Raw genomic sequence first — 24700 nt, 5'->3', positions numbered from 1 at the left:
AAGTCAAATACAGGACAAGTGAGCATTCTGCAGTGGGCGAGGCCACCAAGCCATGCGGATAAAGATGGCGTTTTCCTGCTTCCCTTACGAAACGAACCGCCTATAATGTTTCTGAAGAAACAGGAGCGAGGCGATGCAACCCAAGCAAGTCCCCGAGCATCTTCCTGCCGGCAGTCCGGACCCCGGCACCACCCTCACCAAGGCGGTCATGCGCGCAGCCGGCTTCCTTGGCATCAGCCAGGCAGGCGTGGCCAACGTGCTGGGCATCAGCACCGCCTCGGTGTCCCGCATGGCTTCCGGGGGCTATGTGCTTGACGCGCATCGCAAGGAATGGGAGTTCGGCGTGCTGTTCGTGCGCCTGTTCCGCTCGCTCGACGCCATCCTCGGCCACAGCGACCAGGCCCGCCTCTGGCTGGCCAACGAAAACCTGGCGTTGGGTGGCAAGCCGCTCGACCTGATCCGCACAACAGAGGGCCTGGTACGTGTCGTTCACTATCTGGATGCCACCCGCGGTCGCGTCTGAGCGCAAGCCGTTTGCGCTCACGCTCTGGCGCGCGGTCGAGGCCCAGCATGTGGTATCGACCATGCCGCTGGTCGACAGCCTGGAGGAGCAAGCCGTGCTGGAAGCCGTGCTGGACGCCGGCAAGCCCGCGGTGCCCGCCGACGCACGCCACCTGCACTATCTTCTGTTCACGCCCTTTCGCTACCCGCCCTCGCCCTGGGGCTCGCGCTTTCGCGCCGAGCAGGATCCTGGCGTGTTCTACGGCGCGGACGATATTCGCACCGCCTGCGCGGAACTGGGCTACTGGCGCTGGCGCTTCCTGCTCGACAGCCCGGCGCTGCCGCGCATCGACGCCCGGCCACACACCTTGTTCCAGGTCAGCGTGCGCACCGACGGCATCGCGCTCGACGCCCCGCCCTTTGCCGAAGACGCGGCGAAGTGGACCGATCCCGACCACTATGATGCCTGCCAGGCCTTGGCCCGCACGGCCCGGGAAGCTGGCCTCGGCATGATCCGCTACACCTCGGTGCGCGACCCGGAGCACGGCGCCTGCGCCGCACTGCTGACCCCGCGCGCCTTCGCCGATCCGCAGCCGCGCACCACCACCACCTGGATGCTGACCGTACGGCCTGACCGCGTCATCTGGCAACGCGACGACCTGCTGCAGCGGGACAGCTTCCAGTTTGCCGCCAGCGTCTGGCAGCGCAGCAAGGCCAGCCCCGACCCTGACTGAGCCCCGGCGCGCCATTGCGGCCACGATCCTTATCGGGGCGAGTTCTTGCGCCCTTCGCCATTCCTGCGCAATTGGCTGTTGCACTGCGACAAGATTTGCCTTATAATCTTTTTCTTCGACGGACGCGGGGTGGAGCAGTTGGCAGCTCGTCGGGCTCATAACCCGAAGGTCGCAGGTTCAAGTCCTGCCCCCGCAACCAAACGCCGAAGACGCTATTTTATCCAATCGTTGACACGCCGAAAGACGGTTGGAAAATGCAAAAAGCCCGCTTGTAGCGGGCTTTTTGCATTTGGCGGTCGAGAAGGGTTCGTGCCCCGTGCGGATGTGCGACTCCAGGACATATCGATTCCTCCCGCTTCTCGCGCGCAGCCATCCCGCGCACACCTCGCCCCCTCCACCACGCCACATAGACGCCGTAGTTCTGCATTTGTCATTGCGCGCTCGATTCTCCTCCCCTCACGTCAATCCCGGGCCCCTCGCGTCGGTTTTTCCCCTCCTGTGGCCATTGAGGACGCTCGAGACGTCGTCCTCGTTTCCATCGACCCCTCATTGGGAAATTTCTTCCGAAGATTCAGAATTGCCTGCAACCACCTCGCACCTTCTCCCGCTATAAAGTAGATGCGCCATCGCGCACATCAATCAATTCCTGAGAGAACGTATGAAATACGAGATACCAACCCTTGCACTGGGGGAACGGCGATGATGCGCAGAGTGGCATGCGTTGGAGACGAACTCGAACACGGGGGAGACATTCTGCCGTATTCCGGGCAGCCGTTCACAATTGGCAATGGTCACCAGGTAGCACTGATCGGCGGGCAAGCTTACTGCGCGGCCTGCAAAAGTACCGGCACTATTGCGAAGTCTGGGGGACCACGCCGATTGAACTTCATGGGCGAGACGGCCGCTGACGGCGATATTGTGCTTTGCAAGTGTTCTACGCCCCCAAGAATCATAGCTCTGCTCGCCGGCAACACATGGTGCGACGATATGGCTGGGAGCGGTAACAGCATGGGCCACCCGCATAGCTCAAGCGGATTCTCAGGGGATGATGTCGATATCGCAGAGGCCGGGGAAATCATTGAGCAATTCTTTGAGCTCGTGGATGGCGAGACGGAAGCACCTGTTGCCGGCTACTTATATGACCTGTTTTCCAATGGCCAGCAGATTGCAAGAAAGGCCATATTTTCTGATGGTCGGACTATTGCCTTTAATCACGGCAGTCGCGTCAGCCTTGTTATGTGGCTGGATAAGAGCGGGGAGGTCCGTCCGTGACAAAGGAAACCTTGAATCCAGAAACACGCTTGCTCGCAGCAATCGCCTATGGAGAGTCTTCAACCAAGGATGTCTACGAGGAAATGGCGGCACTTGCAAGCGTGATGCTTCGGCAAATGAAAGCTCGCGGTTACAGCACCCTAGCCAGTTTTACGACCAAGGAAAAGACATTTTCTTTCGTTGTCAGCGACGGTAACGAGCGCTATGCGAAGCTGATGAAGTCTAGCGAAGCTCACATTGAGAAGAACGCCGCCATGGCGAGCGCCGTAAAAGCGGCAAAAAATGCGCTCTCAGGAGGAATTGACTACTCTAACGGCGCATATTTCTGGGATGGTGCCGATATACGATCGAACTACAAAAATCATTTCAAAGTTAGACACGGAATAAAATTCACCGACTCAGACCATAATATTTATGGAATCGATGAATCCATTAAAATAGTAATCAAAACAAAAACAACGAAAATAAAAATAAATGGAAAGCTAATCACAAAAACAGAAGAAGTCGATCGACACGATCACATCTATGACTCCACGGCGGCACATGGAGGAACAATTTTCTGGAAACACAACACTGATTACATGCGCACCACCGGCGCGAAGGAGTACAAGTGAAACAGCGACTTTACTTTCTACTCTTCCTCGCATTACCTGCCACTACATATGCACAAGCCCCTCCTGCCCCCGTTGTTGAGAGTTGCTTGATGTTTGACGCCATTCGCCCATCGCTGCGCATTGATAAACTGGATGGCGTAGCAACGATTAACGATGATCCCCAACGCGGTTACTCCACATATACCTATGATTATAGGGGGCTGCGCGTCGGCTATGCAACGCGCACAGGAAAAAGCGATCTGATAATTTTCGGAAAACATGCCACCCCCTTATCAAAAGCAAAAGGAATCGAAGGGGCAAGTCCCGAAAGAATTAATGCGAACAAGGCAGATTTCGGAATCATACGCCACAACAATAATGATTATTATTGCATATCGTCAAATTTTGACGGCATCGGCCGCAGCGGAACATTCCAGAATATCAGAATAGCCTACATTTCCCAAATCCCTTCCGGTCCGCGAGGATCGGCAGCGCTCAACTATTTCTTCTCCGTCCGTGATACTCGGCAGATGAAACAAGAAACTGACGAAAACACCTCTAAAAAGTAGGATACATAACGTTACAAGATCATGAAGACGGAACTCCACACTCCATCCTGCAATCTTCAATTTCACTCGAACCTACATCTTTACGCACTCGTTGCGCCAGACACTGACCCGGAGGCCGAATGCGAACACAGTTGCACAATGGTCACATCCGAAATCCAAGGCTGTCTCGGCATCACAACTTTTCTCTCGGCGGTTGACGCCTGGCTGTACTTCGGCGCCAACGAGCCGGACCCGGGGTCACGGCCTGTGCAGTTCGAGAACATCGATATGACGCACTATCTCCGGATCAACGACGGCGACCTCATTGTCTTCATTTGCAAGGGATTCGCGGCTACCAAGAGCCATATGCTGATCAAGCAAGATGGCGGCTTGATTCCCCTCATTACTGCTGGACATTTTCATCTACCCGAAAATGCACGTGATCACTTCACCATCAGGTTTTCTCAACGCGTGCTGAGCGAAATTCAAACTGCCCACGAACAACCAGGCCTGCACTCCTACCCCGACCAATTGCTGAAGATGCGGCAATGGGAGGATGACCAATGCCGACAGGCTGCACTCGAGGGAGTCAAGTTCATGCCTCCCACAATGCAGTGGACTGAAGAAAGCGTGGTGTCCCACTACGCGATCTACGACCCTGAGATTCTAGAGTGGTGCTTGAGCCCCTATGAACAAGATACGCATTCAAGATGAGAGATGAGTCCCCTTTAGACCAAGCTATTCTGCGAAATGGCGCTTGCAAGATGGACATTCCTCCTGCCTGCGGTGTTACTTCCGGCTTCCTTTCTCGCGCCGGCGCTCTACTACTTAATCGCGGCCCAACCAGGGATGACGTCTTCAATGGCCCTGTCGGCGCGCATACTGCCGCAGTATTGCTATTCGACGAGGTTGCTGGAGTTGTCGGGCTTGCCGGATTCTGCTACATGCAGATTGCCAATCCGGCGGCGCGGCGATATCTGTGGGCGATTGCAGCGCTTCGCGATGTCGCCATATTCGCCTTATGGGGCATTGCTATGCGGATCCTGCGCGAGGGCTATAGCGTCCACGGCTGAGCGGTTTCGACGGACAGCCCTTAGTGCGCAGGATCCATCGAATATTTTTGCTGCGTGCCCATGCCACCGTTGCAGCCGGGCAACTCACGCCCTCCCAAAAACCCTGGCGGCTACCGGCAGCCCTGATGGGAGCATTTTCTGTTTTGTGCGCCGCACTCGCTACCCGCCCCCACAGCCCACCCCAAACTAGTATCCCACCCCCGGCAGCCCCCATCGGCGGTGATACACTTTCGCCATTCCTCCCGGACGCCTCTCATGAAATTCTGCTCGAACTGCGGCCATGCGGTCGTGCTGCGCATCCCTGAAGGCGACTCGCGCCTGCGTTCAGTGTGCGACAACTGCGGCACCATCCACTACGTCAACCCGCGCAATGTGGTCGGCACCATTCCCGTGTGGGAGGATAAGGTGCTGCTGTGCAAGCGCGCCATCGAGCCGCGCTACGGCTTCTGGACGCTGCCGGCCGGCTTCATGGAGATCGGTGAGACCACCGCGCAGGGCGCCGCGCGCGAGACGCTGGAGGAGGCCGGGGCACGGGTGCAGGTCGGTGAACTGTTCTCGATCCTGAACGTGCCGCATGTGCATCAGGTGCATATGTTCTACCTGGCAACGCTGGAGGACCTGGACATCTCGGCGGGCGAGGAAAGCCTGGAGGTGAAGCTAGTCGAGGAAGCCGACGTACCCTGGGACGAGCTGGCCTTCCCCACCGTGATCCATTCGTTGCGCTGCTTCTTCGCGGACCGCGCGGCGGGACGGCTGGCCGACGGCACCTTCCGCCTGCACAGCCTGGATATCGACAAGCCGATGCGCCCGCTGACCACCCGGGCCACGGTCGAACCCTGAACCCGGGCGCGTTGCCCGCACTGCCCGCATGATCACCTGGCTGGATCCGCATGATCCGTTCCCGCCGGTCGAGCGTGCGCTCGGCCCGGGCTCCGACGCGCCCGGCCTGCTTGCGGCCAGCCGCGAACTGTCGGCCCAGCGCCTGCTGCTGGCTTACCGGCAAGGCATCTTTCCCTGGTACGCCGAAGGCCAGCCGGTGCTGTGGTGGAGCACCGATCCCCGCATGGTGCTGCCGCCGCAGGCACTGCGCGTTTCCAGCACCTTTCGCAAGACCCTCAAGCGCGTGCTGCGCGACCCGGACTGGGAAGTCCGCGTCGACGACGACTTTATCGCCGTCATGCAGGCCTGCGCCGAAACCCCGCGCGATGGCCAGCATGGCACCTGGATCACCGAGGACATCATCGCCGCCTATGGCGCACTCCACCGCAATGGCCTGGCGCATTGCGTGGAGACCTGGTACCAGGGCGAGCGCGCGGGCGGCCTGTACGGCGTGGCGCTCGGGCGGATGTTCTATGGCGAATCGATGTTCGCGCGGCGCACCGACGCCTCCAAAATCGCCCTGGCCGCGCTGTGCGCGTTCCTCGGCAACCACGGCGTGGCGATGATAGACTGCCAGCAGGAAACCGATCATCTGGCTTCGCTTGGGGCGAGTCCTATCCCGCGTGCGGAGTTTGCGGCCCATATCCGCATTGCCACCCGCCAGCCAGATATCGTGCCGTGGGGTTTTGACAAGACGGTGCTGGAGAGATGGACTCAGGTGCAGTCATAGGGCGCACCGCATTGGCCACTCGCCGCACGGCTTGGCCGCAGCGCCATCGGCTTTCCCGCGTTGCTGTTTCATCCCTGGCCGTTGCAGACACATGAGCAAGCTAAAGGAACTCCCCCTTTCCGCGTTGCAGTTCTACGCTACGGCACCCTACGCTTGCAGCTACCTCGATGGCCGCATGGCGCGCTCTCAGGTAGCCACGCCCGCCCACCTGATCAATGCCGATGTCTATTCGCGGCTGGTGCGCGCCGGCTTCCGGCGCAGCGGCATCTTTACCTACCGCCCCTATTGCGATGAATGCCACGCCTGCACGCCGTGCCGCGTGGTGGTCGACCGGTTCCGCCCGGACCGCAGCCAGCGCCGGGCCTGGCGCCAGCACGGCAGCCTGCAGGCGCTGGTGGCGCCGCTGACCTATGTGGAAGAGCATTATTCGCTCTACCTGCTGTACCAGTCGATGCGCCACGCCGGCGGCGGCATGGACCAGGACAGCCGCGACCAGTACGAGCAGTTCCTGCTGCAAAGCCGGGTCAACTCGCGGCTGGTTGAATTCCGAGAGCCGCCGGGCTCGCCAGAGGCCGGGCGGCTGCGCATGGTCAGCATGATCGATGTGCTCGACGACGGCCTGTCCTCGGTCTACACCTTCTACGACCCGCTGGAGGTGCACGCGAGCTACGGCACCTACAACATCCTGTGGCAGATCCAACAGGCCCGCGAGCTCGCCCTGCCACACCTGTACCTGGGCTACTGGATCGCCGATAGCCGCAAAATGGCCTATAAGGCGCGCTACCAGCCGCTGCAGGTGCTGACCGCAAACCAGTGGCGCGCGTTCGATGAGACGCAAGCATCGCTCCGGGATGGAGCGCACGCCGTGGCGTCGCCCACCGCTGTGCCAGTCGTGCCGCCGCAGCCTGGCGACGAAGCCCCGGAAAACAGCCTGTAGCGGACAGCCTGCGCAAGTCACGCCCGCGCCAGCGGCGCAGTACCCGATCCGGCCCAACCGTTACAATGCCGCCTTGGTCCCGACTTCCAAGCTGATTCCCTGTGCTGAACGCGCTCTACCCCCTGTTTCGCCCCGCCCTGTTCTCGATGGATGCGGAGGACGCTCACCATTTCACCCTCAACAACCTGCTCCGCGCCAAGCGCATGGGACTGGCGGGCTGCATCGGCAATACCATCGCCGATGACCCGCGCACGGTGATGGGCGTGCGCTTCCCCAACCCGGTTGGCCTGGCCGCCGGGCTCGACAAGGATGGCGCCTACATCGACGGGCTGGCCGCCTTCGGCTTCGGCTTTATCGAGGTGGGCACCGTAACGCCGCGCCCGCAGGCGGGCAACCCGCGGCCGCGCATGTTCCGCCTGCCGCAGGCGGATGCGCTGATCAACCGCATGGGCTTCAACAACGGCGGCGTGGATGCCTTTATCGCCAATGTGAACGCATCGCGCTGGAAGGCCGAAGGCGGCGTGCTGGGCCTGAACATCGGAAAGAACGCCGATACGCCGATCGAGCGCGCGGTGGACGATTACCTGCACTGCCTGGAACGGGTCTACCCGCATGCCAGCTACGTCACCGTCAATATCTCCTCGCCGAACACCAAGAACCTGCGCCAGCTGCAGGGCGCCAGCGAGCTCGACCACCTGCTCTCCACGCTCAAGGACGCGCAGCAGCGCCTGGCCGACAAGCACAAGCGCTACGTGCCGCTCGCGCTCAAGATCGCGCCGGACCTCGATGCCGACCAGATCGGCAATATCGGCGATGCGCTGGTCCGCCACCGGATCGACGGCGTGATCGCCACCAACACCACGATCGCCCGCGACGCCGTCAAGGGCCTGCCGCACGGCGAGGAAGCTGGCGGCCTGTCGGGCCGGCCGGTGTTCGAATCATCCACGCGCGTGGTCAAGGGCCTGCGCGCGGTGGTTGGAGACGCGGTGCCCATCGTAGGCGTGGGCGGCATCTTCAGCGGCGCCGATGCGCAAGCCAAGATCGCGGCCGGCGCGCAACTGGTGCAGGTGTACAGCGGGCTGATCTACCGCGGCCCGGTGCTGGTCAAGGAATGCGCCGCCGCGCTGCGCGCCTGACGGCCCCGGCCCGAACCCGCTTTTGCGCCTTATCACCCCAGCCTCACAAGGATAGCCATGGAAACCACCCGTCTTGGCCGCAGCGACCTGCAGGTTTCGCGCATCTGCCTGGGCACCATGACCTTCGGCGAGCAGAACACCGAAGCCGAAGGCCACAGCCAGCTCGACTACGCGGTGTCGCGCGGCATCAACTTCATCGACACCGCCGAGATGTACCCGGTCAAGCCGCGTGCCGAAACCTATGGCAGCACCGAGCGCATCGTCGGCACCTGGCTCAAGCGCCAGCAGCGTGAGCGCATCGTGCTGGCCACCAAGGTGGCGGGCCCGGCGCGCATGCCGTGGATCCGCAATGGCGGCGACCTGACCCCGGACAGCATCCGCGCGGCGGTGGACGCCTCGCTGGCGCGCCTGCAGACCGATTACATCGACCTGTACCAGATCCACTGGCCCGCTCGCAACGCGCCCATCTTCGGGCAAAAGCAGTTCGATCCGGCCAATGAGCGCGAGTGCGCCTCGATCCAGGCGCAACTCGAAGCCATGGGCGAGCTGGTGCGCGCGGGCAAGATCCGCTATGTCGGCGTGTCCAACGAAACGCCGTGGGGCGTGGCCGAGTTCGTCAAGCAGGCAGAGCTGCACGGCCTGCCGCGCATCGCCACCATCCAGAACCCGTACAACCTGCTCAACCGCAGCTTCGAGCAGGGCCTGGACGAGGCGTGCTTTCGCACCGATGTAAGCCTGCTGGTATACAGCCCGCTGGCCTTTGGCCAGCTCACCGGCAAGTACCTCGGTGGCGACCTCGCCCACCCCGTGTTTGACGCGCAAGCCAAGGGCCGCCTGACGCGCTTCCCGCCCGACTGGAGCCCGCGCTACCTGCGCCCGGAAAGCCTGGCCGCGGCCGCCCGCTATGTGACGCTGGCATGCGAGCACGGCCTCTCGCCGGCAACGCTGGCACTGGCCTGGAGCTACTCGCGCTGGTTCGCGGCGAGCACCATCATCGGCGCCACCTCGCTGGAACAGCTGCGCGAGAACATCGATGCCTGGCAAACGCCGCTGCCCGAGGCGATAACCGCGGCCATTGCCCGCATCCACGCCGAAATCCACAATCCTGCGCAGTAACGTTTCCGCGCTCCAGGCACTAGCGGCGGTGCGCCGCCCGGAGCCGCCCATGGCGTGCTCCGGGCCTGCCGTTTTCCCCTACTGATGCCCTGGAACAGGGCAAAACCGGGCGGAATCGGGCAAATTTCGCCCCGAAAATGGTATCCTCGCAGGCTTATCGCCGTCGTATCCGCTGTACAAGAGCGTCCTCCAGCCTGCCGCCTGGTGTATCGCCCACACAACGGACCGGCCGGTTGGCGCAGCGCGCCGCCGGGCAAGACGGCGGACCAGTTCTTATCGAGAACGAAACGCGGCTCATCACCCAGAACCCATATCCGGGGGAGATTAAAAATTATGAAGTGTCTCAAGACATCGACCAAGACCATCCTGGGCAGCGCCGTCGCCCTCGCGCTGCTGTACGGTGGCGCCGTGCAGGCCCAGACCGTCAAGGTGCTCTCGATCGTCGACCATCCCGCGCTGGACGCCATCCGTGATGGCGTGCGCGACGAGCTGAAGACCGCCGGCTTTGACGCCGACAAGAGCCTGAAGTGGGAATACCAGAGCGCGCAGGGCAATACCGGCACGGCCGCGCAGATCGCCCGCAAGTTCGTTGGCGACCAGCCCAATGTGATCGTGGCCATCGCCACGCCGTCGGCCCAGGCCGTGGTGGCCGCCACCAAGTCGGTGCCGGTGGTGTACTCCGGCGTGACCGATCCGGTCGCCGCCCAGCTGGTCAAGAGCTGGAGCGCATCGGGCACCAATGTGACCGGCGTGTCGGACAAGCTGCCGCTGGACCGCCAGGTTGCCCTGATCAAGCGCGTGGTGCCCAAGGCCAAGACGGTCGGCATGGTCTACAACCCGGGTGAAGCCAACTCGGTGGTGGTGGTCAAGGAACTGAAGGCGATGCTGGCCAAGGAAGGCCTGACGCTGAAAGAAGCCGCCGCACCGCGCACGGTCGACATCGGCGCCGCCGCCAAGAGCCTGATCGGCAAGGTCGATGTGATCTACACCAACACCGACAACAATGTGGTGTCGGCGTACGAAGCCCTGGTCAAGGTCGCCAACGAGTCGAAGATCCCGCTGGTGGCTGCCGATACCGACAGCGTCAAGCGTGGCGCCATTGCCGCGCTGGGCATCAACTACGGCGACCTCGGCCATCAGACCGGCAAGGTTGTGGTGCGTATCCTGAAGGGCGAGAAGCCCGGCGCGATCGCTTCGGAAACCAGCGACAAGCTGGAGCTGTTCGTGAACACCGGCGCGGCCGAGAAGCAAGGCGTGACGCTGTCGCCCGAGCTGATCAAGGAAGCGAAGACCGTCATCAAGTAATCACGGCACGCTGACCCTGCGCGTTCGCGCGCAGGTGGCTCTATCCGGGCCCGCCCCCGGAAACGCCTGCGCCGCGCCGCCTGACCCGGGCAGCGCGCCAGGCGTTTTCAGATTCGGCCTCCCGTGCCGGACACAAGCAACTGGATTTCCCCCATGTCCCTCTTTTCCCTGCTGGGCGCCCTGGAGATCGGCCTGATCTTCAGCCTCGTCGCCCTGGGGGTGCTGATCTCCTTCCGCATCCTCAATTTCCCCGATCTGACCGTCGATGGCAGCTTCCCGCTGGGTGGCGCCGTGGCGGCCACGCTGATCGCCTCGGGCCAGGATCCGTTCATCGCCACCGGGCTGGCGATCGTTGCGGGCGCCTTTGCCGGCTTCGTCACGGGCTGGCTCAACGTGCGCCTCAAGATCATGGACCTGCTGGCCAGTATCCTGATGATGATCGCGCTGTACTCGATCAACCTGCGCATCATGGGCAAGCCCAATGTGCCGCTGATCACCGAGTCGACCATCTTCACCATCCTGCAGCCGGACTGGCTGCCCGACTACATGCTGCGCCCCGCGCTGCTGCTGATCGTGGTGGTCGTGGCCAAGCTTGGGCTGGACTGGTTCTTCTCCTCGCAGCTCGGCCTGGCCATGCGAGCCACCGGCGCCAATCCGCGCATGGCGCGCTCCCAGGGCATCGCCACCGGCCGCGCCACGCTGGCGGGCATGGCGCTGTCCAACGGCCTGGTAGCCCTCGCGGGCGCGCTGTTCGCGCAGACCCAGGGCGGCTCCGATATCTCCATGGGCATCGGCACCATCGTGATCGGCCTGGCCGCGGTGATCATCGGCGAGAGCATCCTGCCGGCGCGCCGGCTGGTGTACACCACGCTGGCCGTGGTGCTGGGCGCCATCCTCTACCGCTTCTTCATTGCGCTGGCCCTGAACAGCGAGTTCATCGGCCTCAAGGCACAAGACCTGAACCTGGTCACTGCCGTACTGGTGACGGGTGCCCTGGTGCTGCCCGGGACCCGCAAGAAGCTGTTCGGCCGCAAGAACGGAGGTGCCTGAGATGCTGCGCGCACAAGACCTGAAACTCACCTTCAATCCCGGCACCCCGATCGAGACGCGCGCGCTGCGCGGCCTCAGCCTGGATATCCCGACGGGCCAGTTCGTTGCCGTGATCGGCTCCAACGGCGCCGGTAAATCCACCTTCCTCAATGCCATCAGCGGCGATCAGATGGTGGACACCGGCCGCGTCACGATCGACGACGTCGACGTCACGCGCAAGCCGGCCTGGGACCGCGCCCCGCTGGTGGCGCGCGTCTTCCAGGACCCGATGGCGGGCACCTGCGAGGCACTGACGATTGAAGAAAACATGGCGCTGGCCATGGCCCGCGGCAGCCGCCGAGGCTTTCGCGCGGCGCTGAACAAGCCCTCGCGCGAGCTCTTCCGCGACAAGCTGCGCCTGCTCAACCTCGGCCTGGAAAACCGCCTGACCGACCGCATCGGCCTGCTGTCGGGCGGCCAGCGCCAGGCCGTGAGCTTGCTGATGGCCTCGCTGCAGCCCTCGCGGATCCTGCTGCTGGACGAGCACACCGCCGCGCTGGACCCGAAGACCGCCGCCTTCGTGCTGGAGCTGACCGCCAAGATCGTGGAGCAAGCCAAGCTCACCACGATGATGGTCACGCACAGCATGCGCCAGGCGCTGGACTACGGGCAACGCACGGTGATGCTGCACCAGGGCCAGGTGGTGCTGGACGTTTCGGGCGACCGGCGCGCCGGACTGGACGTGCCGGATCTGCTGCGCATGTTCGAGCAGACGCGGCATGAGCAGCTGGATGATGATGCCCTGCTGCTGGGCTGAGCCTCGCGCTTCGTTCGCTTAGCCACGCACCCATGCAAAAGGCCCCTGCTTGAGCGGGGGCCTTTTCCTTTTGCATTTCTGGCAAGGCGTGGGCTGCTCAGGCAGTGGCCGCCTTGTCCAGCCAGCGCTTGAGCTGGTCGGTGACGGCGGTGCTCGAAAACGAGCAGCTATCCTGCGCAAATACCGCCGCCATCTCCAGCCGGCGCAGCAGCTCTTCCATCGCCTGCCCGAACATCGGCGGCAGCACCAGGCCGGGAGCTGCCTCGCGCCAGCTGCGCACCAGGCCATCGGCCGCGAGCTGGCCGCCGATGTGTTGTTCGAGTGCGGCGCGCATGGTTGCCAGCGCCGGTGCATTGCTCATGGTCGTGGCCATCAACGCGCCCTCCTTTCTTTGTAAAGTTCGCGGAACGTGCGTCCGCTCGGTGCCGGCAGGTCGCGGGTCTCGGTCCAGCCACGGCCAGCCATCGGCAAGCTGGCAATCAGCTTGCTGCTGCCGCCCATGCGCGAGAGCAAGCGCGCGCCGATGCGAGTGGCAAAGGCGTATAGCCCCGGGCGGCGCGCCACGTAGCCCCACACATGCAGCCCGAGCCGCTCCTGCCAGGGACGCAAGCCACGCTCCATCTGCTTCTCGCGCAGCTTGCGCAGCAGGTCCGACAACGGGATCGAAGCCGGGCACACGCGGTTGCATTCTCCGCACAGCGTGGCCGCCTGCGGCAGGTCCAGCGCGTTGGCGATGCCGGTATAGCTCGGCGTCAGCACGCTGCCCATCGGGCCCGGGTAGACCCAGCCATAGGCATGGCCGCCGATCTTCTGGTACACCGGGCAATGGTTCATGCAAGCGCCGCAGCGGATGCAGCGCAACATGTCCTGGAAGTCGCCGCCGATCAGGCCGCTGCGCCCGCCGTCGACCAGCACGAAATACATATGCTCCGGGCCGTCGCGCTCGCCCTCGGCGCGCGGGCCGGTCAGCAGCGAAAAGTAATTCGAGATGGCCTGGCCGGTGGCCGAGCGCGGCAGCAGCCGCATCACGGTGGCCAGGTCTTCCAGCGTCGGCAGCACCTTCTCGATGCCGGTCACGGCCACGTGCACGCGCGGCATCACCGTGCACATGCCTTCATTGCCTTCATTGGTCACCACCGCCACCGAGCCTGTTTCGGCAATGATGAAATTGCCGCCGGTCACGCCCATGTCGGCCGACAGGAATTCCGGGCGCAGCACTTCACGCGCCTCGCGCGTCATCTCGGAGATATCGGTCAGGCGCGGTTTGTGGTGGACCTTGGCGAAGAGATCGGCGATCTCTTCCTTGTCCTTGTGCACTACCGGGGCAATGATGTGCGACGGCGGCTCGGCATCGTTGATCTGCAGGATATATTCGCCCAGGTCCGTCTCGATGCTCTGCACGCCCATGTCGCCCAACACCTGGTTCAGGCGCATTTCCTCGGTCACCATCGATTTGCTCTTGATGACCTTCTTCACCCCGTGCTTCTGCGCAATCTCGGCTACCAGCCGCGCGGCGTCGGCCGTGGTCTCGGCGAACAGCACGGTGGCGCCGCGGCGCGTGGCGTTTTCCTCGAAGGTGGCGAGCCAGACGTCGAGGTTCTGCAGCGCGCGGTCGCGGCGCTCCTTGAGCGCCTCGCGGGTGGCATCGAAGTCGATGTCGCGGATGGCGTCGGCGCGCGCCGTGACGAACTTGGTGGAGAGCTTCTTGAGGTTCTGCTGCAGGCGCTGGTCGGCCAGCTTCTGGCCCGCGCGCGCTTTGAACTCCATGCTGCGAACTTGCATAGCGGGGATCTCGCTAAGGTTTATTTTTCCGCTGGCCGGGATCAGGCATCACCGGCGAGCACTTGCGCGATATGCAGCACCTGGGTACGCGTGTCGCCGGTCCTGCGCAGGCGCCCTTCGATATTGAGCATGCAGCCGAGGTCGCCCAGCACCACGGCATCGGCACCGCTGGCCTTGATGTTGGCGCACTTCTCATCGACGATGGCCGTGGAGATATTGCCGTACTTGACCGAGAAGGTGCCGCCGAATCCGCAGCAAGCCTCGCAGTCCTTCATCTCGCTCAACTGCACACCGGGCAATTGCGCCAGGAGGGCGCGGGGCTGGCTCTTGACGCCCAGCTCGCGCAAGCCGGAGCAAGAATCATGGTAGGTAATGCGGCCCGCGTACTTCGAGTCGAACTCGCCCAGCTTGGCCACGTTGACCAGGAAATCCGTCAGCTCGAACACGCGCGCGCGCAGGCCTTCGTAGCGGCCATTCAGCTCGGGATCGTCGCCAAGCAGGTCCGCATAGTGATGCAGCACCATGCCGCCACAAGATCCGGACGGAATCACCACGTAGTCGAACATTTCGAACTCGCGCAGGAATTTTTCCGCCAGGTCGCGCGATGCCGTGCGCTCGCCCGAGTTGTAGGCAGGTTGCCCGCAACAGGTCTGGGCTTCGGGCACCATCACCTCGAAGCCAGCCTTCTCCAGCAACTTGAGCACCGAGAAGCCGATTTCCGGACGCATGAGGTCCACCAGGCAGGTGGCGAACAGACCAACTCGCATTGTTTCCCTTTTCCAGACCCCGAAACCCCGCAATTATGCGCCCTTGCGCACCGGCCAGCATACAAAAGCGTGCACCGCAGGGGTGAATTCGCCGCATTTTTGCATGCCGTTTTATGTCGCTTTCGACACATTTCCCAGCGGCAAAATCCGAAGATTCTTACGGCAATGCCATTTCACCTATTGAAATTTTCACAATGCGAGATAGAATCAGGCAACCGCTTAATTTGCCGCACGGCAACATTTCCCCATGGCAGAAGCAGACAAAGCCCCCGGCAAGACATCCATCCAGGTCATCGAACGCATGATGACCCTGCTGGATGCGCTCGCCCAGCATGCTGATCCGGTGAGCCTCAAGGAACTGTCGCTGACCACCGGGCTGCACCCTTCCACCGCGCACCGCATCCTCAATGACATGGTGGCCTGCCGCTTTGTTGACCGCTCCGATCCGGGCAGCTACCGGCTTGGCATGCGGCTGCTGGAGCTCGGCAACCTGGTGAAGGCCCGGCTGTCGGTACGCGATGCGGCGCTCGCGCCGATGCGGGCCCTGCACCGCGTGACGGGCCAGACGGTGAACCTGTCGGTGCGGCAAGGCGATGAGATCGTCTACATCGAGCGCGCCTATAGCGAGCGCTCCGGCATGCAAGTGGTGCGCGCCATTGGCGGCCGCGCGCCGCTGCACCTCACTTCAGTAGGCAAGCTGTTCCTGGCCGCCGATGAAGTCGCGCGCGTTCGCAACTACGCCACCCGCACCGGGCTGGCCGGCCACACCCGCACCTCGATCACCGACCTGATCAAGCTCGAGCGCGAACTGAACTGGGTGCGCACCAATGGCTATGCGCGCGACAACGAAGAGCTGGAACTCGGCGTGCGTTGCATCGCCGCCGGCATCTACGACGACTCGCGCCGTCTGGTGGCCGGATTGTCGCTCTCGGCCCCGGCCGACCGCCTGCAGGACAGCTGGCTGCAAAACCTGAAGGAAACCGCGTTGCAGATCTCGCGCGGCATGGGCTACGCGACTGACGTCGCAGCCTGAACCCGGCGGGGTGGACGGCGCGGGGGAGCCACGGGCCCTTCGCGCCGAACCCTGACCTCGCCCGCCTCCCCCTCTCTTTTCCCCTCCCCCTTTCCCCGTTCCCTCGCGCAGGACCTCCGACCGAAATTAGGTATATACCCTTAGTTTTCAGATAACCTGAATAGCTATATCCTGCTGGGCATGCGGACCAAAGCCATTACCCTCACCGAACAGGTGACCCAGCAGCTGCGCGCCGAGATCGCCGGCGGCACCTACCCCGTCGGCGCCCGGCTGCCGACCGGCAAACAGCTTGCCGAGCAATACGGTGTCAGCCCCGCCGTCATCCGCGAGGTGACCGAGCACCTGCGCTCCCAGGGCCTGGTCGAAAGCCGCCAGGGCGTGGGCAGCACCGTGCGCTCGCGCGTGGGCAATGCCGGCTTCCAGCTGCCGCAGGAGATCGGCATCGACCGCGACGAACTGGCCAGCATCTACGAACTGCGGCTCGATCTGGAGAGCGCCGCGGCCGCGCTGGCGGCGCTGCGGCGCACCGCGCAGGATGTGGCCGGCATGCAGGCGCTGCTGGACCGGCTCGCGGCGCAATTGCACGACCCGCACCGCAGCGCGGAGGCAGACACCGCCTTCCATGTGGCGATCGCCACCGCCACCCACAACAAGTACTACCTTCAGCTGCTGCAGTACCTGAACCTGCAACTGCACCAGGCCGTGCATGTGGCGCGGCTCAATACCCGCCAGCAGGAGGGCCTGTCCGAACAGGTCCACCAGGAACACCTGGCCATCTTCCACGCGATCCGCGCCGGCGACCCTGAACATGCGCGCGCCGCGGCGGTAGCCCACCTGCGCGGCGCGGCGGCGCGCCTGGGCCTGCAGCTGGCAGTGCGCGGCGAGCCCACCACCAGCGGCCAAGAGCCCTCTCATTCCGCGGCCTGAAGCCGCATTGCTACCCCGGATAGACCCATCATGCAAAACTCAGCTTTCCTGCCCCGCCTGATCGAAGCGCTAGGCCCCGACGTGGTCGCCACCGAGCCAGACCAGGTTGCGCCGTGGCTCGCCGACTGGCGCGGCCTTTACCGTGGCAATGCGCAGGCCGTGGTGCGCCCGCGCTCGGTGGATGAAGTGGCACGTTGCCTGGCCTTGTGCCAGCAGGCCGCGGTCCCGGTGGTGCCGCGTGGCGGCAACACCGGCCTGTGCGGCGGCGCCGCGCCCGACAGCAGCCCCTCCAACGTGGTGCTGAGCATGGACCGCATGAACGCGATCCGCTCGATCGACACCATCGCCAACACGCTCGTCGCCGAAGCGGGCTGCATCCTGGGCAACCTGCGGCGCGCCGCGCAGGAGGCGCATCGCCTGCTGCCGCTCAGCCTGGCGGCCGAGGACTCCTGCCAGATCGGGGGCAATCTCGCGACCAACGCGGGCGGGGTCAATGTGGTGCGCTACGGCATGGCCCGCGAGCTGGTGCTGGGCGTGGAAGCCGTGCTGCCCAACGGCGAGATCTTTCATGGCCTGCGCGCCTTGCGCAAGGACAACACCGGCTACGACCTCAAGCAATTGCTGATCGGCTCCGAAGGCACGCTGGGCGTCATCACGGCGGCAGCGCTGCGCCTGTTTCCGCGCACCGACGCACGCTCGGTGGTGCTTGCGGCAGTGGCCTCCCCGCTGCAGGCGCTGGAGCTCTTCGAGCTGCTGTTTGCGCAGTGCGGCGCTCGCCTGCAAGCCTTCGAATTCTTCACCGGCGATTGCGTCGACCTCGTGCTCAAGCACGCGGAAGGCGTGCAGGAGCCCTTCGGCCAACGCTATCCTGCCTATGTGCTGGTTGAGCTGGCCGACACCACCGACGAAGCCGCCCTCAACGTGCTGCTGGAGCGCGTGATTGGCGAGGCGCTGGAGCGCGAGCTGTGCCTGGACGCTGCCGTCTCTGCGTCGTTGTCGCAATTGCAGAGCCTGTGGAAGCTGCGCGAGGAAATCTCCGAGGCCCAGCGCGCCGATGGGCCGCACCTGAAGCATGATGTGTCGCTGCCGATCGAGCAGATCCCGGCCTTCATGGTGTCGATGGAGGCGCGCCTCAAGGCCATCAGCCCCAGCATCCGCCCGTTTATCTTCGGGCACTTCGGCGACGGCAACCTGCACTACAACCTGTCGCGCCCCGCGGGCGCGGAGCGCGACTGGACCGCACAGCATGGCAAGGCGCTGACCGCCGAAGTGCTGGACGAGGTGGCACGCTACGGCGGCAGCATCAGCGCCGAGCATGGCATCGGCCAGCTCAAGCGCGATGATTTCCTGCGCCTCAAGGACCCGCTCGAGCTGCGCATGATGCAGGGCATCAAGCAGTTGCTGGATCCGGCCGGCATCATGAATCCGGGCAAGCTGCTCTAAGCGCCCTGCCCAGCCCCAAAGAAAAACGCGCCGGTGACGGCGCGTTTTTTTGCCTGCAAGCAGCGGGCGGCCAGATCACTCCGGTGCCGCCATCAGATGCCGCGAGGCTGCTGGGCGGTCAGGATCGCCTGGGGGCTGGTTGGGCTGCCAGGCCCCTGCGTCAGGTTTGGGGACGTAGGAAAAGGGCGGCCAGGCCCGGTCTGCACGTGTTCCAGCCAGTCCTTGACGCGGTTGGCATCGGCAAAGCGGGACAGCTTGCCAACGGAATCCAGGAACACCATCACCACATTGCGGCCATTCACGCGTGCCTGCATCACCAGGCACTGGCCAGCCTCGGAGATAAAGCCTGTTTTCTGCAGGCCGATCTCCCAGTTGCCGCCGCGAACCAGGCGGTTGGTGCTGACGTAGTGCTGGGTGCGGCCCAGTACGTTGACCTCATGCTCGGTCTGCGTCGAAAACTCGCGGATGGTGGGGTTGCGGTACGCCGCGTTGACCATGCGCACGAGGTCCATCGCGCTCGAGACATTGCTGCTCGACAAGCCGTTCGAATCGACAAAGTGGCTGTCGTTCATGCCGAGCTCGCGTGCCTTGCGGTTCATGGCCTGCACAAAGGCCGGCAGGCCACCCGGGTAGCTGCGGCCCAGCACCGATGCCGCACGATTCTCCGAGGACATCAGCGCCAGCAGGAGCGCCTCCTGACGGGAGAGCTGCGCGCCAAAGCGCAGGCGCGAACTGCTGTGCTTCTCGTTGTCGCGGTCTTCCTCGTTGATGGTAAGCACCTCGTCCATCGGCTGGCGCGCGTCCATCACAACCAGGGCGGTCATCAGCTTGGTGATCGAGGCGATCGGCAGCACCGCGGCGGCGTTCTTCTGGAACAGCACTTCGTTGGTGTTCTGATCCATCACCAGCGCCACGCTGGAGCGCAGCGCGAGCGCATCTTCGGTGTCACGCAGGCCGAGCGCCTCGCCCAGCGAGGGTTTCGCGGGGATGAACGCCGCGCGAACCGGCGCCGCCTGGCGCTGTGCCACCACGGTGCGTTTACCGTTTCTCAGCACCACGACCTTGCGCGTAGTGGCGCGCTCGGCCTTGCCGCTCGTCGCGACCTGCTTGGATTTTGCGGATTTAGAGGAAGAATTTGCCGATTTTTTATCGGACTTAACGACTTTTGCCGACTTTTTGCTGGTTTTTGCGGTGTCCGACGTTTTCGTCGCGGCATCGGCCACAGGGGCGGCCAGCATGGAAACGGTCAACAGCACAGAGGCCGCAACCGAAGTAAGAGGGGTAGAGCCGAAGAATCGCAAAAATAAGGGGGAATCAGACCGGAACATGATTCATTCAGCGCGCAACTAGGATTGCGCCAGTTTAGGAAAAAAAGAAATTGTTAGCAAGATTAAAGACTTACGAAGCCTCTTTAAAGTTCGATTTGCAAACAATTCCACATTACGGCAAATGCGGGGCACGCATCACATGACACGTGCATTAAGACCGACGTCGACTGTGGTAATTCCACACTGTTTCATCTCTGTTTCATCTTTCTCACCCGCCCATCGGGTTGCCCCGAGCCAACATGCAGCGGGCAGCGACAGCACAAAGCGGGCCTTCGCCGCCGACACGTTCTTAAGATAAGAAACGCGCGAACCCGCTTACCGGTTCACGCTCGGTACTAAGGGTATTCTCTATGGCGGCGGGGTCGGCATGGCCCAGGGCCATGCCGCACACCACCATTTCATCCGCCGGCAGGCGCAAGTGATGGCTGATGACCGCGTGGAATTGGGTGAACGCCGCCTGCGGACAGGTATCCAGCCCGCGCGCCCGCGCCGCCACCATGATGCTTTGCAGGAACATGCCGTAGTCCAGCCAGCTGCCCAGCTCCAGGATGCGGTCGATCGTGAAGATCATGCCCACCGGGGCGCCGAAGAACGTGAAGTTGCGCGAGTGCTGCGCATGCATGCGCGCCTTGTCCTCCCGGCTGATCTGCAGCAGGCTGTACAGGTCCCAACCCACTTTGCGGCGGCGGTCAATGTACGGCGCCACCCACTCGCGTGGATAGTAGGGATACTCCTCGCGATACTTGCTGTCGCGCTGCGGATCGTCGTAAGCGGCCAGCACGTCGGCCGACAGCTTCACCTTGGCGTCGCCAGTCAGCACATAGACCCGCCATGGCTGGGCGTTGGTGCCCGACGGAGCCCGGCTGGCCACGGCCAGGATCTCATTGACCACGTCGCGCGGCACCGGCGTATCGAGGAACGCGCGCACCGAGCGGCGCGTGATGATGGCCTGATCGATCAGGGCGGCGCCCCGCTTCTGCTGCGAATCCATGGTTCTCAACTCCTTTGCGCGGGCCGGATCAAGCGCCGGCATCCGCCGGTTCGCACACCAGGGCCTGCAGCGCATCGCGCAGCGCGGGCGGTAGCGGCACCGGGCGGCGCGTGGCGCGATCCACATAGACATGAACAAAATGGCCCTGCGCCGCGGCTACGTCTTCGTCGTTACGGAACAGGCCCACTTCGTAGCGCACGCTCGAATTGCCCAGCCTTGCCACGCGCAGCCCCGCCACCACCGTGTCGGGAAAACTCAGCGCGGCAAAATAATTGCATTGCGTCTCGATCACCAGCCCGATGGTGTCGCCGGACCCGATATCCAGCACGCCCGCCCGGATCAGGTAGGTGTTCACGACGGTATCGAAGTAACTGTAGTAGATGACGTTATTGACATGGCCATAGACGTCGTTATCCATCCAGCGCGTGGTGATGGGCTGGAAATGACGGTAGGCGCTGCGGGTATCTGCGGTCGGTTTCATCGAAAGGCGTGAGGCGCGAAAAGGGAAATTAGCGGCGGATCACCAGCGCAACACCACCGGCGGCCAGGGCCATGCCAAGCGCGGCCAGCGGCGGGAAGCTCTCGCCGAACAGCAGCCACGCCATGGCGGCGGTGGTCGGCGGGGTGAGATACATGAGGCTGGATACCTTGGTGGCCGCGCCTTGCCGGATCAACAGGAACAGCAGCGAGATGGCCCCGATGGACAACGCAACCACCGACCAGGCGAGCGCGCCAACCATCTCGGCATTCCACTCGACGTGACGGGTTTCGGTGAGGAACATGAACGGCATGCAGGCCAGCGCCGCCGCCGCGAACTGGATCACCGAGCCCATGCGCAGGTCGAACATCGGGCAATGGCGTTTCTGGTACAGCGTGCCGAAGGTGATCGAGAACAAGGCGCCCAGCGCCAGCAACAGGCTTGGCGCGGACAGCCCGCTGGCCGACAGTTTGTTTGCCACCACCAGGCCCACGCCAAGGATGCCAAGCAGCAACCCCAGCCACTGGCGCCGCCCGATGGTCTCGCCCATGCGCGAGGCCGCCAGCGCGGTCAGGATGGGCTGCATGCCGACGATCAGGGCGGAGACGCCCGCCGGCATGCCCAGCTTGACAGCCGCCCACACGCCCCCCAGGTAGCCCGCCTGCAGGAACAGCCCTGCCAGCGCGATGTGCCCGACCATGCGCCAGTCGGTCGCCCCGGCGCGCTGCGGCAGCGGCACGCGCGCCATCAACACGAAGGGCACCATCAGTACCAGCACGCCGACAAAGCGCAAAAACAGGAAGGTCATCGGCTCTGCGTGCGGCATGCCGTACTTGGCTACGATGAATCCCGTGCTCCAGATCACGACGAACAGCCACGGCATGGCGGCCATCCACAAGGTGCCGCGTGCCGCATGGGCTTGGCTGGTTGCACTCATCGTTGTGCCTTCTCCATATCGCCGGTGGACAGGATCGCACCTGCGCCGGCGGCGTCCGGCTTGTCGCGCCGGGCATAGCGTGCGTGATATTGCGCGGCGAGCGCGATGGTTTGCGCATGCACCGCGACGGTGGTCTCAATCTGGTTGCCGTAGCCGCCGGCCATGGCCACGGCAATGGGCAGGCCCCGTTCCAGGGCCGCGTCGAACACCAGGCAGTCACGCCGGGCCAGCCCGGCCAGCGTGAGTTTCAGGCGCCCAAGCCGGTCGCCCTCATGCGGATCGGCCCCGGCTAGATAAATGATCAGGTCGGGAGCGAAACGCGCGAACAGCGTATCGAGTGCGCCCTGCAGCGCTTGGGCGTAGGCCTCGTCGTCGCAGCCATCGGGCAGGCCCACGTCGAGATCGCTGGCCTCTTTGCGGAACGGATAGTTTTTCTCGCCATGCAGGGACAGCGTAAAGACGAAGGGGTCGTCACGCAGGATGGAGGCGGTGCCGTTGCCCTGGTGCACGTCGAGGTCGACCACGGCCACGCGCGCCACCCGGCCGTCGCCACGCAGTTGGCGCGCGGCGATGGCCGCGTCGTTAAAGACACAGAAGCCACCGCCCTTATCGGCATAGGCGTGATGCGTGCCGCCCGCCAGGTTGACCGAGATGCCCTCACGCAGCGCTACGCGGCAGGCCTCGATGGTGGCACCGGCGGAGCGCCGCGAGCGCTCGACCATGGCGTCCGACCATGGAAAGCCGATCTCGCGCTGGCGCGCCGGGTCCAGTTCGCCCCGGGAGACGCTCGCGACATATTCAGGCGTGTGCGCCAGCAGCAAGGCATCGTCCCCGGCCCGCGGGGCCTCGACCAGCACCAGCCCCGGCACGTCGCGCTCGACCGTCTCCCTCAACATGCTGTACTTGCGCATCGGGAAGCGGTGGCCCTCAGGTAGGGGCAGGACAAAATGATCGGCGTAAAAAGCAAGCATGTAGGCAAACATAGGCGGGCGGCCGGTCGCGGCGACTTGGCCGTGGCGCATCGGCCGGCGGGTTGCGCCCTTGGGGGTTGTGCCCTTGGGAGACGGCGATTCCGGCAGACCGCGATGGTAGCACCGAGCTGGCGCCAGGGTGCGCCACCCCTCCCCTCCTTCCCCCCACAAGGTGCCGGGCGTGGCACGCCTGCCAATGCCACGCCGCCAAAATGTGACATTGCGCCGACTTCAACAATACTTATTTGTGCAATGCACAAGAAGCCCTTGACACCGTTTTTCTTTTCCCTACAATTGGAATTGTTGCGGCGCACCATCGATTTTGCAGAGCAAGCGGAGCGCGCCGATAACCCCCTTACGCCTGGGGCTGGCTGACGAGAAAACAGGTCTAACCTTCACTTCGTCATGGCTTTGACATCTGGGCGGCCTAATTTTGCATGACCTTGAACTTCATTATTGGAGACCAGCATGAGCTTCACCCCGGAACAAGTCGCCGCAGCGCAAAAAGCCAACCTCGAAACCCTGTTTGGCCTGACCACCAAAGCTTTCGAAGGCATCGAAAAGCTGGTCGAGCTGAACCTGCAAGTCGTCAAGGCCACGTTCGCTGAAAACGTGGACAACGCCAAGAAGGCCCTCTCGGCCAAGGACGCCCAGGAATTCCTGGCCCTCCAGACCTCGCTGGTCCAGCCGGTTGCCGAAAAGGCCCTGGCCTACAGCCGCCATGTGTACGAAATCGCCTCGGAAACCCAGGCTGAATTCACCAAGGTCGCCGAAGCCCAACTGGCCGAGAACTCGAAGAAGGTGCAAACCCTGGTCGAGAACCTCGCCAAGAACGCCCCGGCCGGCTCCGAGTCGACCGTTGCCATCGTGAAGTCCGCGATCAGCGCCGCCAACAACGCTTACGAGTCGGTCCAAAAGGCCACCAAGCAAGCCGTTGAAATCGCTGAGACCAACTTCCAGGCAGCCGCCAGCGCCGCCACCAAGGCCGCACAGCAAGCCAGCGCCACGGCTCGCACCGCGACCAAGAAGACCACCACCGCCGCCTAATCCGCGACGGCAGGAAACGGACCGGCTTCGGCCGGTTCGTTGGCAAAGCGCGCTTGGCATGGCCAGCGCATTTTGCCAACGAAGGCAGCACGGAAGGCTACCCAAGCCGCCCTGCCCTCCTACGGTGTCTCCTCGGTATCTGGTTTCCATGTATTCCAATATCGATTCATTCCCGGCCATGCGCCGGGATTTTTTTGCCCGCGCCACCTTGGCAAGCGGACACTCGGACATTCGGGCACACGCCCTCCCCTCTGCAAGCAAGCTTTGATCGGCGCAGCCGCAAGCGTATGCGGCAAAAAATCTGGCGGTTAATTGCGAATTAAGGC

At 63.5% G+C, this 24700-nt stretch carries 27 protein-coding genes and 1 tRNA gene; 20 read left to right on the top strand and 8 right to left on the bottom strand.

Annotation, left to right across the window (positions count from 1 at the left end; genetic code table 11):
• Positions 1-133: 133 nt before the first annotated feature.
• The 16 genes from ACX12D_RS07460 to ACX12D_RS07385 all read left to right on the top strand — a co-directional run bounded on the left by ACX12D_RS07460 (position 134) and on the right by ACX12D_RS07385 (position 12670).
• Positions 134-523 carry an MbcA/ParS/Xre antitoxin family protein gene (locus ACX12D_RS07460; protein ID WP_043345277.1) on the top strand — a complete coding sequence of 130 codons (390 nt, stop codon included), beginning with the start codon at positions 134-136 and terminating at the stop codon, positions 521-523.
• Positions 483-1235, top strand: a complete 753-nt coding sequence (locus ACX12D_RS07455; RefSeq protein ID WP_459373486.1) for an RES family NAD+ phosphorylase — start codon at positions 483-485, stop codon at positions 1233-1235. The genes ACX12D_RS07460 and ACX12D_RS07455 overlap by 41 nt, the downstream gene beginning before the upstream one ends.
• 123 nt (positions 1236-1358) lie before the next feature.
• Positions 1359-1434, top strand: a tRNA-Met gene (locus ACX12D_RS07450).
• Positions 1435-1934: 500 nt separating this feature from the next.
• Positions 1935-2507 (top strand): PAAR domain-containing protein, encoded by a 573-nt coding sequence (locus tag ACX12D_RS07445; protein WP_459373485.1) that lies wholly within the window; start codon positions 1935-1937, stop codon positions 2505-2507.
• Positions 2504-3121 carry a hypothetical protein gene (locus ACX12D_RS07440; RefSeq protein ID WP_459373484.1) on the top strand — a complete coding sequence of 206 codons (618 nt, stop codon included), beginning with the start codon at positions 2504-2506 and terminating at the stop codon, positions 3119-3121. Before ACX12D_RS07445 ends, ACX12D_RS07440 begins: the two co-directional genes overlap by 4 nt.
• Entirely contained in the window at positions 3118-3669 is a 552-nt protein-coding gene (locus ACX12D_RS07435; protein ID WP_459373483.1) for a hypothetical protein, read from the top strand. Before ACX12D_RS07440 ends, ACX12D_RS07435 begins: the two co-directional genes overlap by 4 nt.
• Before the next feature lie 21 nt (positions 3670-3690).
• The gene (locus tag ACX12D_RS07430) at positions 3691-4362 is read left to right on the top strand and encodes a hypothetical protein (RefSeq protein WP_459373482.1); all 672 of its coding nucleotides are present in this window, start codon (positions 3691-3693) and stop codon (positions 4360-4362) included.
• A gap of 50 nt (positions 4363-4412) precedes the next feature.
• Positions 4413-4721 (top strand): hypothetical protein, encoded by a 309-nt coding sequence (locus tag ACX12D_RS07425; protein WP_459373481.1) that lies wholly within the window; start codon positions 4413-4415, stop codon positions 4719-4721.
• A 255-nt stretch (positions 4722-4976) separates the two neighbouring features.
• Positions 4977-5561 (top strand): NUDIX hydrolase, encoded by a 585-nt coding sequence (locus tag ACX12D_RS07420; protein WP_441630644.1) that lies wholly within the window; start codon positions 4977-4979, stop codon positions 5559-5561.
• 28 nt (positions 5562-5589) lie between these two features.
• The gene (gene aat / locus ACX12D_RS07415; protein ID WP_459373480.1) at positions 5590-6330 is read left to right on the top strand and encodes a leucyl/phenylalanyl-tRNA--protein transferase; all 741 of its coding nucleotides are present in this window, start codon (positions 5590-5592) and stop codon (positions 6328-6330) included.
• Positions 6331-6421: 91 nt separating this feature from the next.
• Positions 6422-7267: an arginyltransferase gene (locus tag ACX12D_RS07410; protein WP_459373479.1), complete on the top strand. Its 846-nt coding sequence runs from the start codon at positions 6422-6424 to the stop codon at positions 7265-7267.
• 101 nt (positions 7268-7368) lie between these two features.
• Positions 7369-8403 carry a quinone-dependent dihydroorotate dehydrogenase gene (locus tag ACX12D_RS07405; RefSeq protein ID WP_441630639.1) on the top strand — a complete coding sequence of 345 codons (1035 nt, stop codon included), beginning with the start codon at positions 7369-7371 and terminating at the stop codon, positions 8401-8403.
• Between the two features lie 57 nt (positions 8404-8460).
• Complete coding sequence (locus tag ACX12D_RS07400; RefSeq protein ID WP_459373478.1) at positions 8461-9519, top strand: aldo/keto reductase; 1059 nt, start codon at positions 8461-8463, stop codon at positions 9517-9519.
• Positions 9520-9852: 333 nt separating this feature from the next.
• Positions 9853-10824 (top strand): ABC transporter substrate-binding protein, encoded by a 972-nt coding sequence (locus tag ACX12D_RS07395; RefSeq protein WP_441630635.1) that lies wholly within the window; start codon positions 9853-9855, stop codon positions 10822-10824.
• Positions 10825-10977: 153 nt separating this feature from the next.
• On the top strand, positions 10978-11874 hold the full coding sequence (locus ACX12D_RS07390) for an ABC transporter permease (RefSeq protein WP_441630633.1): 897 nt from the start codon (positions 10978-10980) through the stop codon (positions 11872-11874).
• A gap of 1 nt (position 11875) precedes the next feature.
• Positions 11876-12670 (top strand): ABC transporter ATP-binding protein, encoded by a 795-nt coding sequence (locus ACX12D_RS07385; RefSeq protein WP_441630631.1) that lies wholly within the window; start codon positions 11876-11878, stop codon positions 12668-12670.
• A gap of 97 nt (positions 12671-12767) precedes the next feature.
• Here ACX12D_RS07385 and ACX12D_RS07380 read toward each other — a convergent pair whose 3' ends face one another.
• From ACX12D_RS07380 to ACX12D_RS07370, 3 genes are read right to left on the bottom strand one after another with little or no spacing between them, the layout of a single operon-like run.
• Positions 12768-13043, bottom strand: a complete 276-nt coding sequence (locus ACX12D_RS07380) for a hypothetical protein (protein WP_459373477.1) — start codon at positions 13041-13043, stop codon at positions 12768-12770.
• The gene (locus ACX12D_RS07375; RefSeq protein ID WP_459373476.1) at positions 13043-14452 is read right to left on the bottom strand and encodes a LutB/LldF family L-lactate oxidation iron-sulfur protein; all 1410 of its coding nucleotides are present in this window, start codon (positions 14450-14452) and stop codon (positions 13043-13045) included. Before ACX12D_RS07375 ends, ACX12D_RS07380 begins: the two co-directional genes overlap by 1 nt.
• A gap of 41 nt (positions 14453-14493) precedes the next feature.
• A complete protein-coding gene (locus tag ACX12D_RS07370; RefSeq protein ID WP_459373474.1) occupies positions 14494-15219 on the bottom strand; it encodes a (Fe-S)-binding protein in 726 nt (241 codons plus the stop codon).
• Positions 15220-15466: 247 nt separating this feature from the next.
• Here ACX12D_RS07370 and ACX12D_RS07365 point away from each other — a divergent pair, with 247 nt between their 5' ends.
• The 3 genes from ACX12D_RS07365 to ACX12D_RS07355 all read left to right on the top strand — a co-directional run bounded on the left by ACX12D_RS07365 (position 15467) and on the right by ACX12D_RS07355 (position 18622).
• A complete protein-coding gene (locus tag ACX12D_RS07365; protein ID WP_006155981.1) occupies positions 15467-16252 on the top strand; it encodes an IclR family transcriptional regulator in 786 nt (261 codons plus the stop codon).
• A gap of 180 nt (positions 16253-16432) precedes the next feature.
• Entirely contained in the window at positions 16433-17179 is a 747-nt protein-coding gene (locus ACX12D_RS07360) for a FadR/GntR family transcriptional regulator (RefSeq protein ID WP_459373473.1), read from the top strand.
• Positions 17180-17209: 30 nt separating this feature from the next.
• A complete protein-coding gene (locus ACX12D_RS07355; RefSeq protein ID WP_459373472.1) occupies positions 17210-18622 on the top strand; it encodes an FAD-binding oxidoreductase in 1413 nt (470 codons plus the stop codon).
• Positions 18623-18714: 92 nt separating this feature from the next.
• On the opposite strand, the gene pbpG is transcribed toward ACX12D_RS07355, so the two are convergent.
• From pbpG to ACX12D_RS07330, 5 genes are all read right to left on the bottom strand, one after another.
• On the bottom strand, positions 18715-19860 hold the full coding sequence (gene pbpG / locus ACX12D_RS07350; protein ID WP_441630619.1) for a D-alanyl-D-alanine endopeptidase: 1146 nt from the start codon (positions 19858-19860) through the stop codon (positions 18715-18717).
• Positions 19861-20239: 379 nt separating this feature from the next.
• The gene (locus tag ACX12D_RS07345; protein ID WP_459373470.1) at positions 20240-20941 is read right to left on the bottom strand and encodes a nitroreductase; all 702 of its coding nucleotides are present in this window, start codon (positions 20939-20941) and stop codon (positions 20240-20242) included.
• 28 nt (positions 20942-20969) lie between these two features.
• A complete protein-coding gene (locus ACX12D_RS07340) occupies positions 20970-21422 on the bottom strand; it encodes an acyl-CoA thioesterase (RefSeq protein WP_459373469.1) in 453 nt (150 codons plus the stop codon).
• A 28-nt stretch (positions 21423-21450) separates the two neighbouring features.
• Positions 21451-22356 (bottom strand): DMT family transporter, encoded by a 906-nt coding sequence (locus tag ACX12D_RS07335; RefSeq protein ID WP_459373468.1) that lies wholly within the window; start codon positions 22354-22356, stop codon positions 21451-21453.
• On the bottom strand, positions 22353-23327 hold the full coding sequence (locus ACX12D_RS07330; protein ID WP_459373467.1) for a histone deacetylase family protein: 975 nt from the start codon (positions 23325-23327) through the stop codon (positions 22353-22355). The genes ACX12D_RS07335 and ACX12D_RS07330 overlap by 4 nt, the downstream gene beginning before the upstream one ends.
• Positions 23328-23795: 468 nt before the next feature.
• Between ACX12D_RS07330 and phaP1 the strand changes: the two genes are divergently transcribed.
• Positions 23796-24374: a TIGR01841 family phasin PhaP1 gene (phaP1, locus tag ACX12D_RS07325; protein ID WP_006155991.1), complete on the top strand. Its 579-nt coding sequence runs from the start codon at positions 23796-23798 to the stop codon at positions 24372-24374.
• Positions 24375-24700: the final 326 nt, after the last annotated feature.

Source organism: Cupriavidus sp. PET2-C1 (genome assembly GCF_054515855.1).
The sequence above is the reverse complement of the archived record's forward strand: the minus strand, read 5'-3'. Positions and strand labels throughout refer to the sequence as shown.

Excerpts from the sequence above, each read along its gene's own strand:
- ACX12D_RS07460 (WP_043345277.1), top strand. The coding sequence starts at position 134 with ATGCAACCCAAGCAAGTCCCCGAGCATCTTCCTGCCGGCAGTCCGGAC.
- ACX12D_RS07445 (WP_459373485.1), top strand. The coding sequence starts at position 1,935 with ATGATGCGCAGAGTGGCATGCGTTGGAGACGAACTCGAACACGGGGGA.
- ACX12D_RS07430 (WP_459373482.1), top strand. The coding sequence starts at position 3,691 with ATGAAGACGGAACTCCACACTCCATCCTGCAATCTTCAATTTCACTCG.
- ACX12D_RS07425 (WP_459373481.1), top strand. The coding sequence starts at position 4,413 with ATGGACATTCCTCCTGCCTGCGGTGTTACTTCCGGCTTCCTTTCTCGC.
- ACX12D_RS07420 (WP_441630644.1), top strand. The coding sequence starts at position 4,977 with ATGAAATTCTGCTCGAACTGCGGCCATGCGGTCGTGCTGCGCATCCCT.
- aat (WP_459373480.1), top strand. The coding sequence starts at position 5,590 with ATGATCACCTGGCTGGATCCGCATGATCCGTTCCCGCCGGTCGAGCGT.
- ACX12D_RS07410 (WP_459373479.1), top strand. The coding sequence starts at position 6,422 with ATGAGCAAGCTAAAGGAACTCCCCCTTTCCGCGTTGCAGTTCTACGCT.
- ACX12D_RS07400 (WP_459373478.1), top strand. The coding sequence starts at position 8,461 with ATGGAAACCACCCGTCTTGGCCGCAGCGACCTGCAGGTTTCGCGCATC.
- ACX12D_RS07395 (WP_441630635.1), top strand. The coding sequence starts at position 9,853 with ATGAAGTGTCTCAAGACATCGACCAAGACCATCCTGGGCAGCGCCGTC.
- ACX12D_RS07390 (WP_441630633.1), top strand. The coding sequence starts at position 10,978 with ATGTCCCTCTTTTCCCTGCTGGGCGCCCTGGAGATCGGCCTGATCTTC.
- ACX12D_RS07385 (WP_441630631.1), top strand. The coding sequence starts at position 11,876 with ATGCTGCGCGCACAAGACCTGAAACTCACCTTCAATCCCGGCACCCCG.
- ACX12D_RS07380 (WP_459373477.1), bottom strand. The coding sequence starts at position 13,043 with ATGGCCACGACCATGAGCAATGCACCGGCGCTGGCAACCATGCGCGCC.
- ACX12D_RS07375 (WP_459373476.1), bottom strand. The coding sequence starts at position 14,452 with ATGCAAGTTCGCAGCATGGAGTTCAAAGCGCGCGCGGGCCAGAAGCTG.
- ACX12D_RS07370 (WP_459373474.1), bottom strand. The coding sequence starts at position 15,219 with ATGCGAGTTGGTCTGTTCGCCACCTGCCTGGTGGACCTCATGCGTCCG.
- ACX12D_RS07365 (WP_006155981.1), top strand. The coding sequence starts at position 15,467 with ATGGCAGAAGCAGACAAAGCCCCCGGCAAGACATCCATCCAGGTCATC.
- ACX12D_RS07360 (WP_459373473.1), top strand. The coding sequence starts at position 16,433 with ATGCGGACCAAAGCCATTACCCTCACCGAACAGGTGACCCAGCAGCTG.
- ACX12D_RS07355 (WP_459373472.1), top strand. The coding sequence starts at position 17,210 with ATGCAAAACTCAGCTTTCCTGCCCCGCCTGATCGAAGCGCTAGGCCCC.
- pbpG (WP_441630619.1), bottom strand. The coding sequence starts at position 19,860 with ATGCTGGCCGCCCCTGTGGCCGATGCCGCGACGAAAACGTCGGACACC.
- ACX12D_RS07345 (WP_459373470.1), bottom strand. The coding sequence starts at position 20,941 with ATGGATTCGCAGCAGAAGCGGGGCGCCGCCCTGATCGATCAGGCCATC.
- ACX12D_RS07340 (WP_459373469.1), bottom strand. The coding sequence starts at position 21,422 with ATGAAACCGACCGCAGATACCCGCAGCGCCTACCGTCATTTCCAGCCC.
- ACX12D_RS07335 (WP_459373468.1), bottom strand. The coding sequence starts at position 22,356 with ATGAGTGCAACCAGCCAAGCCCATGCGGCACGCGGCACCTTGTGGATG.
- ACX12D_RS07330 (WP_459373467.1), bottom strand. The coding sequence starts at position 23,327 with ATGCTTGCTTTTTACGCCGATCATTTTGTCCTGCCCCTACCTGAGGGC.
- phaP1 (WP_006155991.1), top strand. The coding sequence starts at position 23,796 with ATGAGCTTCACCCCGGAACAAGTCGCCGCAGCGCAAAAAGCCAACCTC.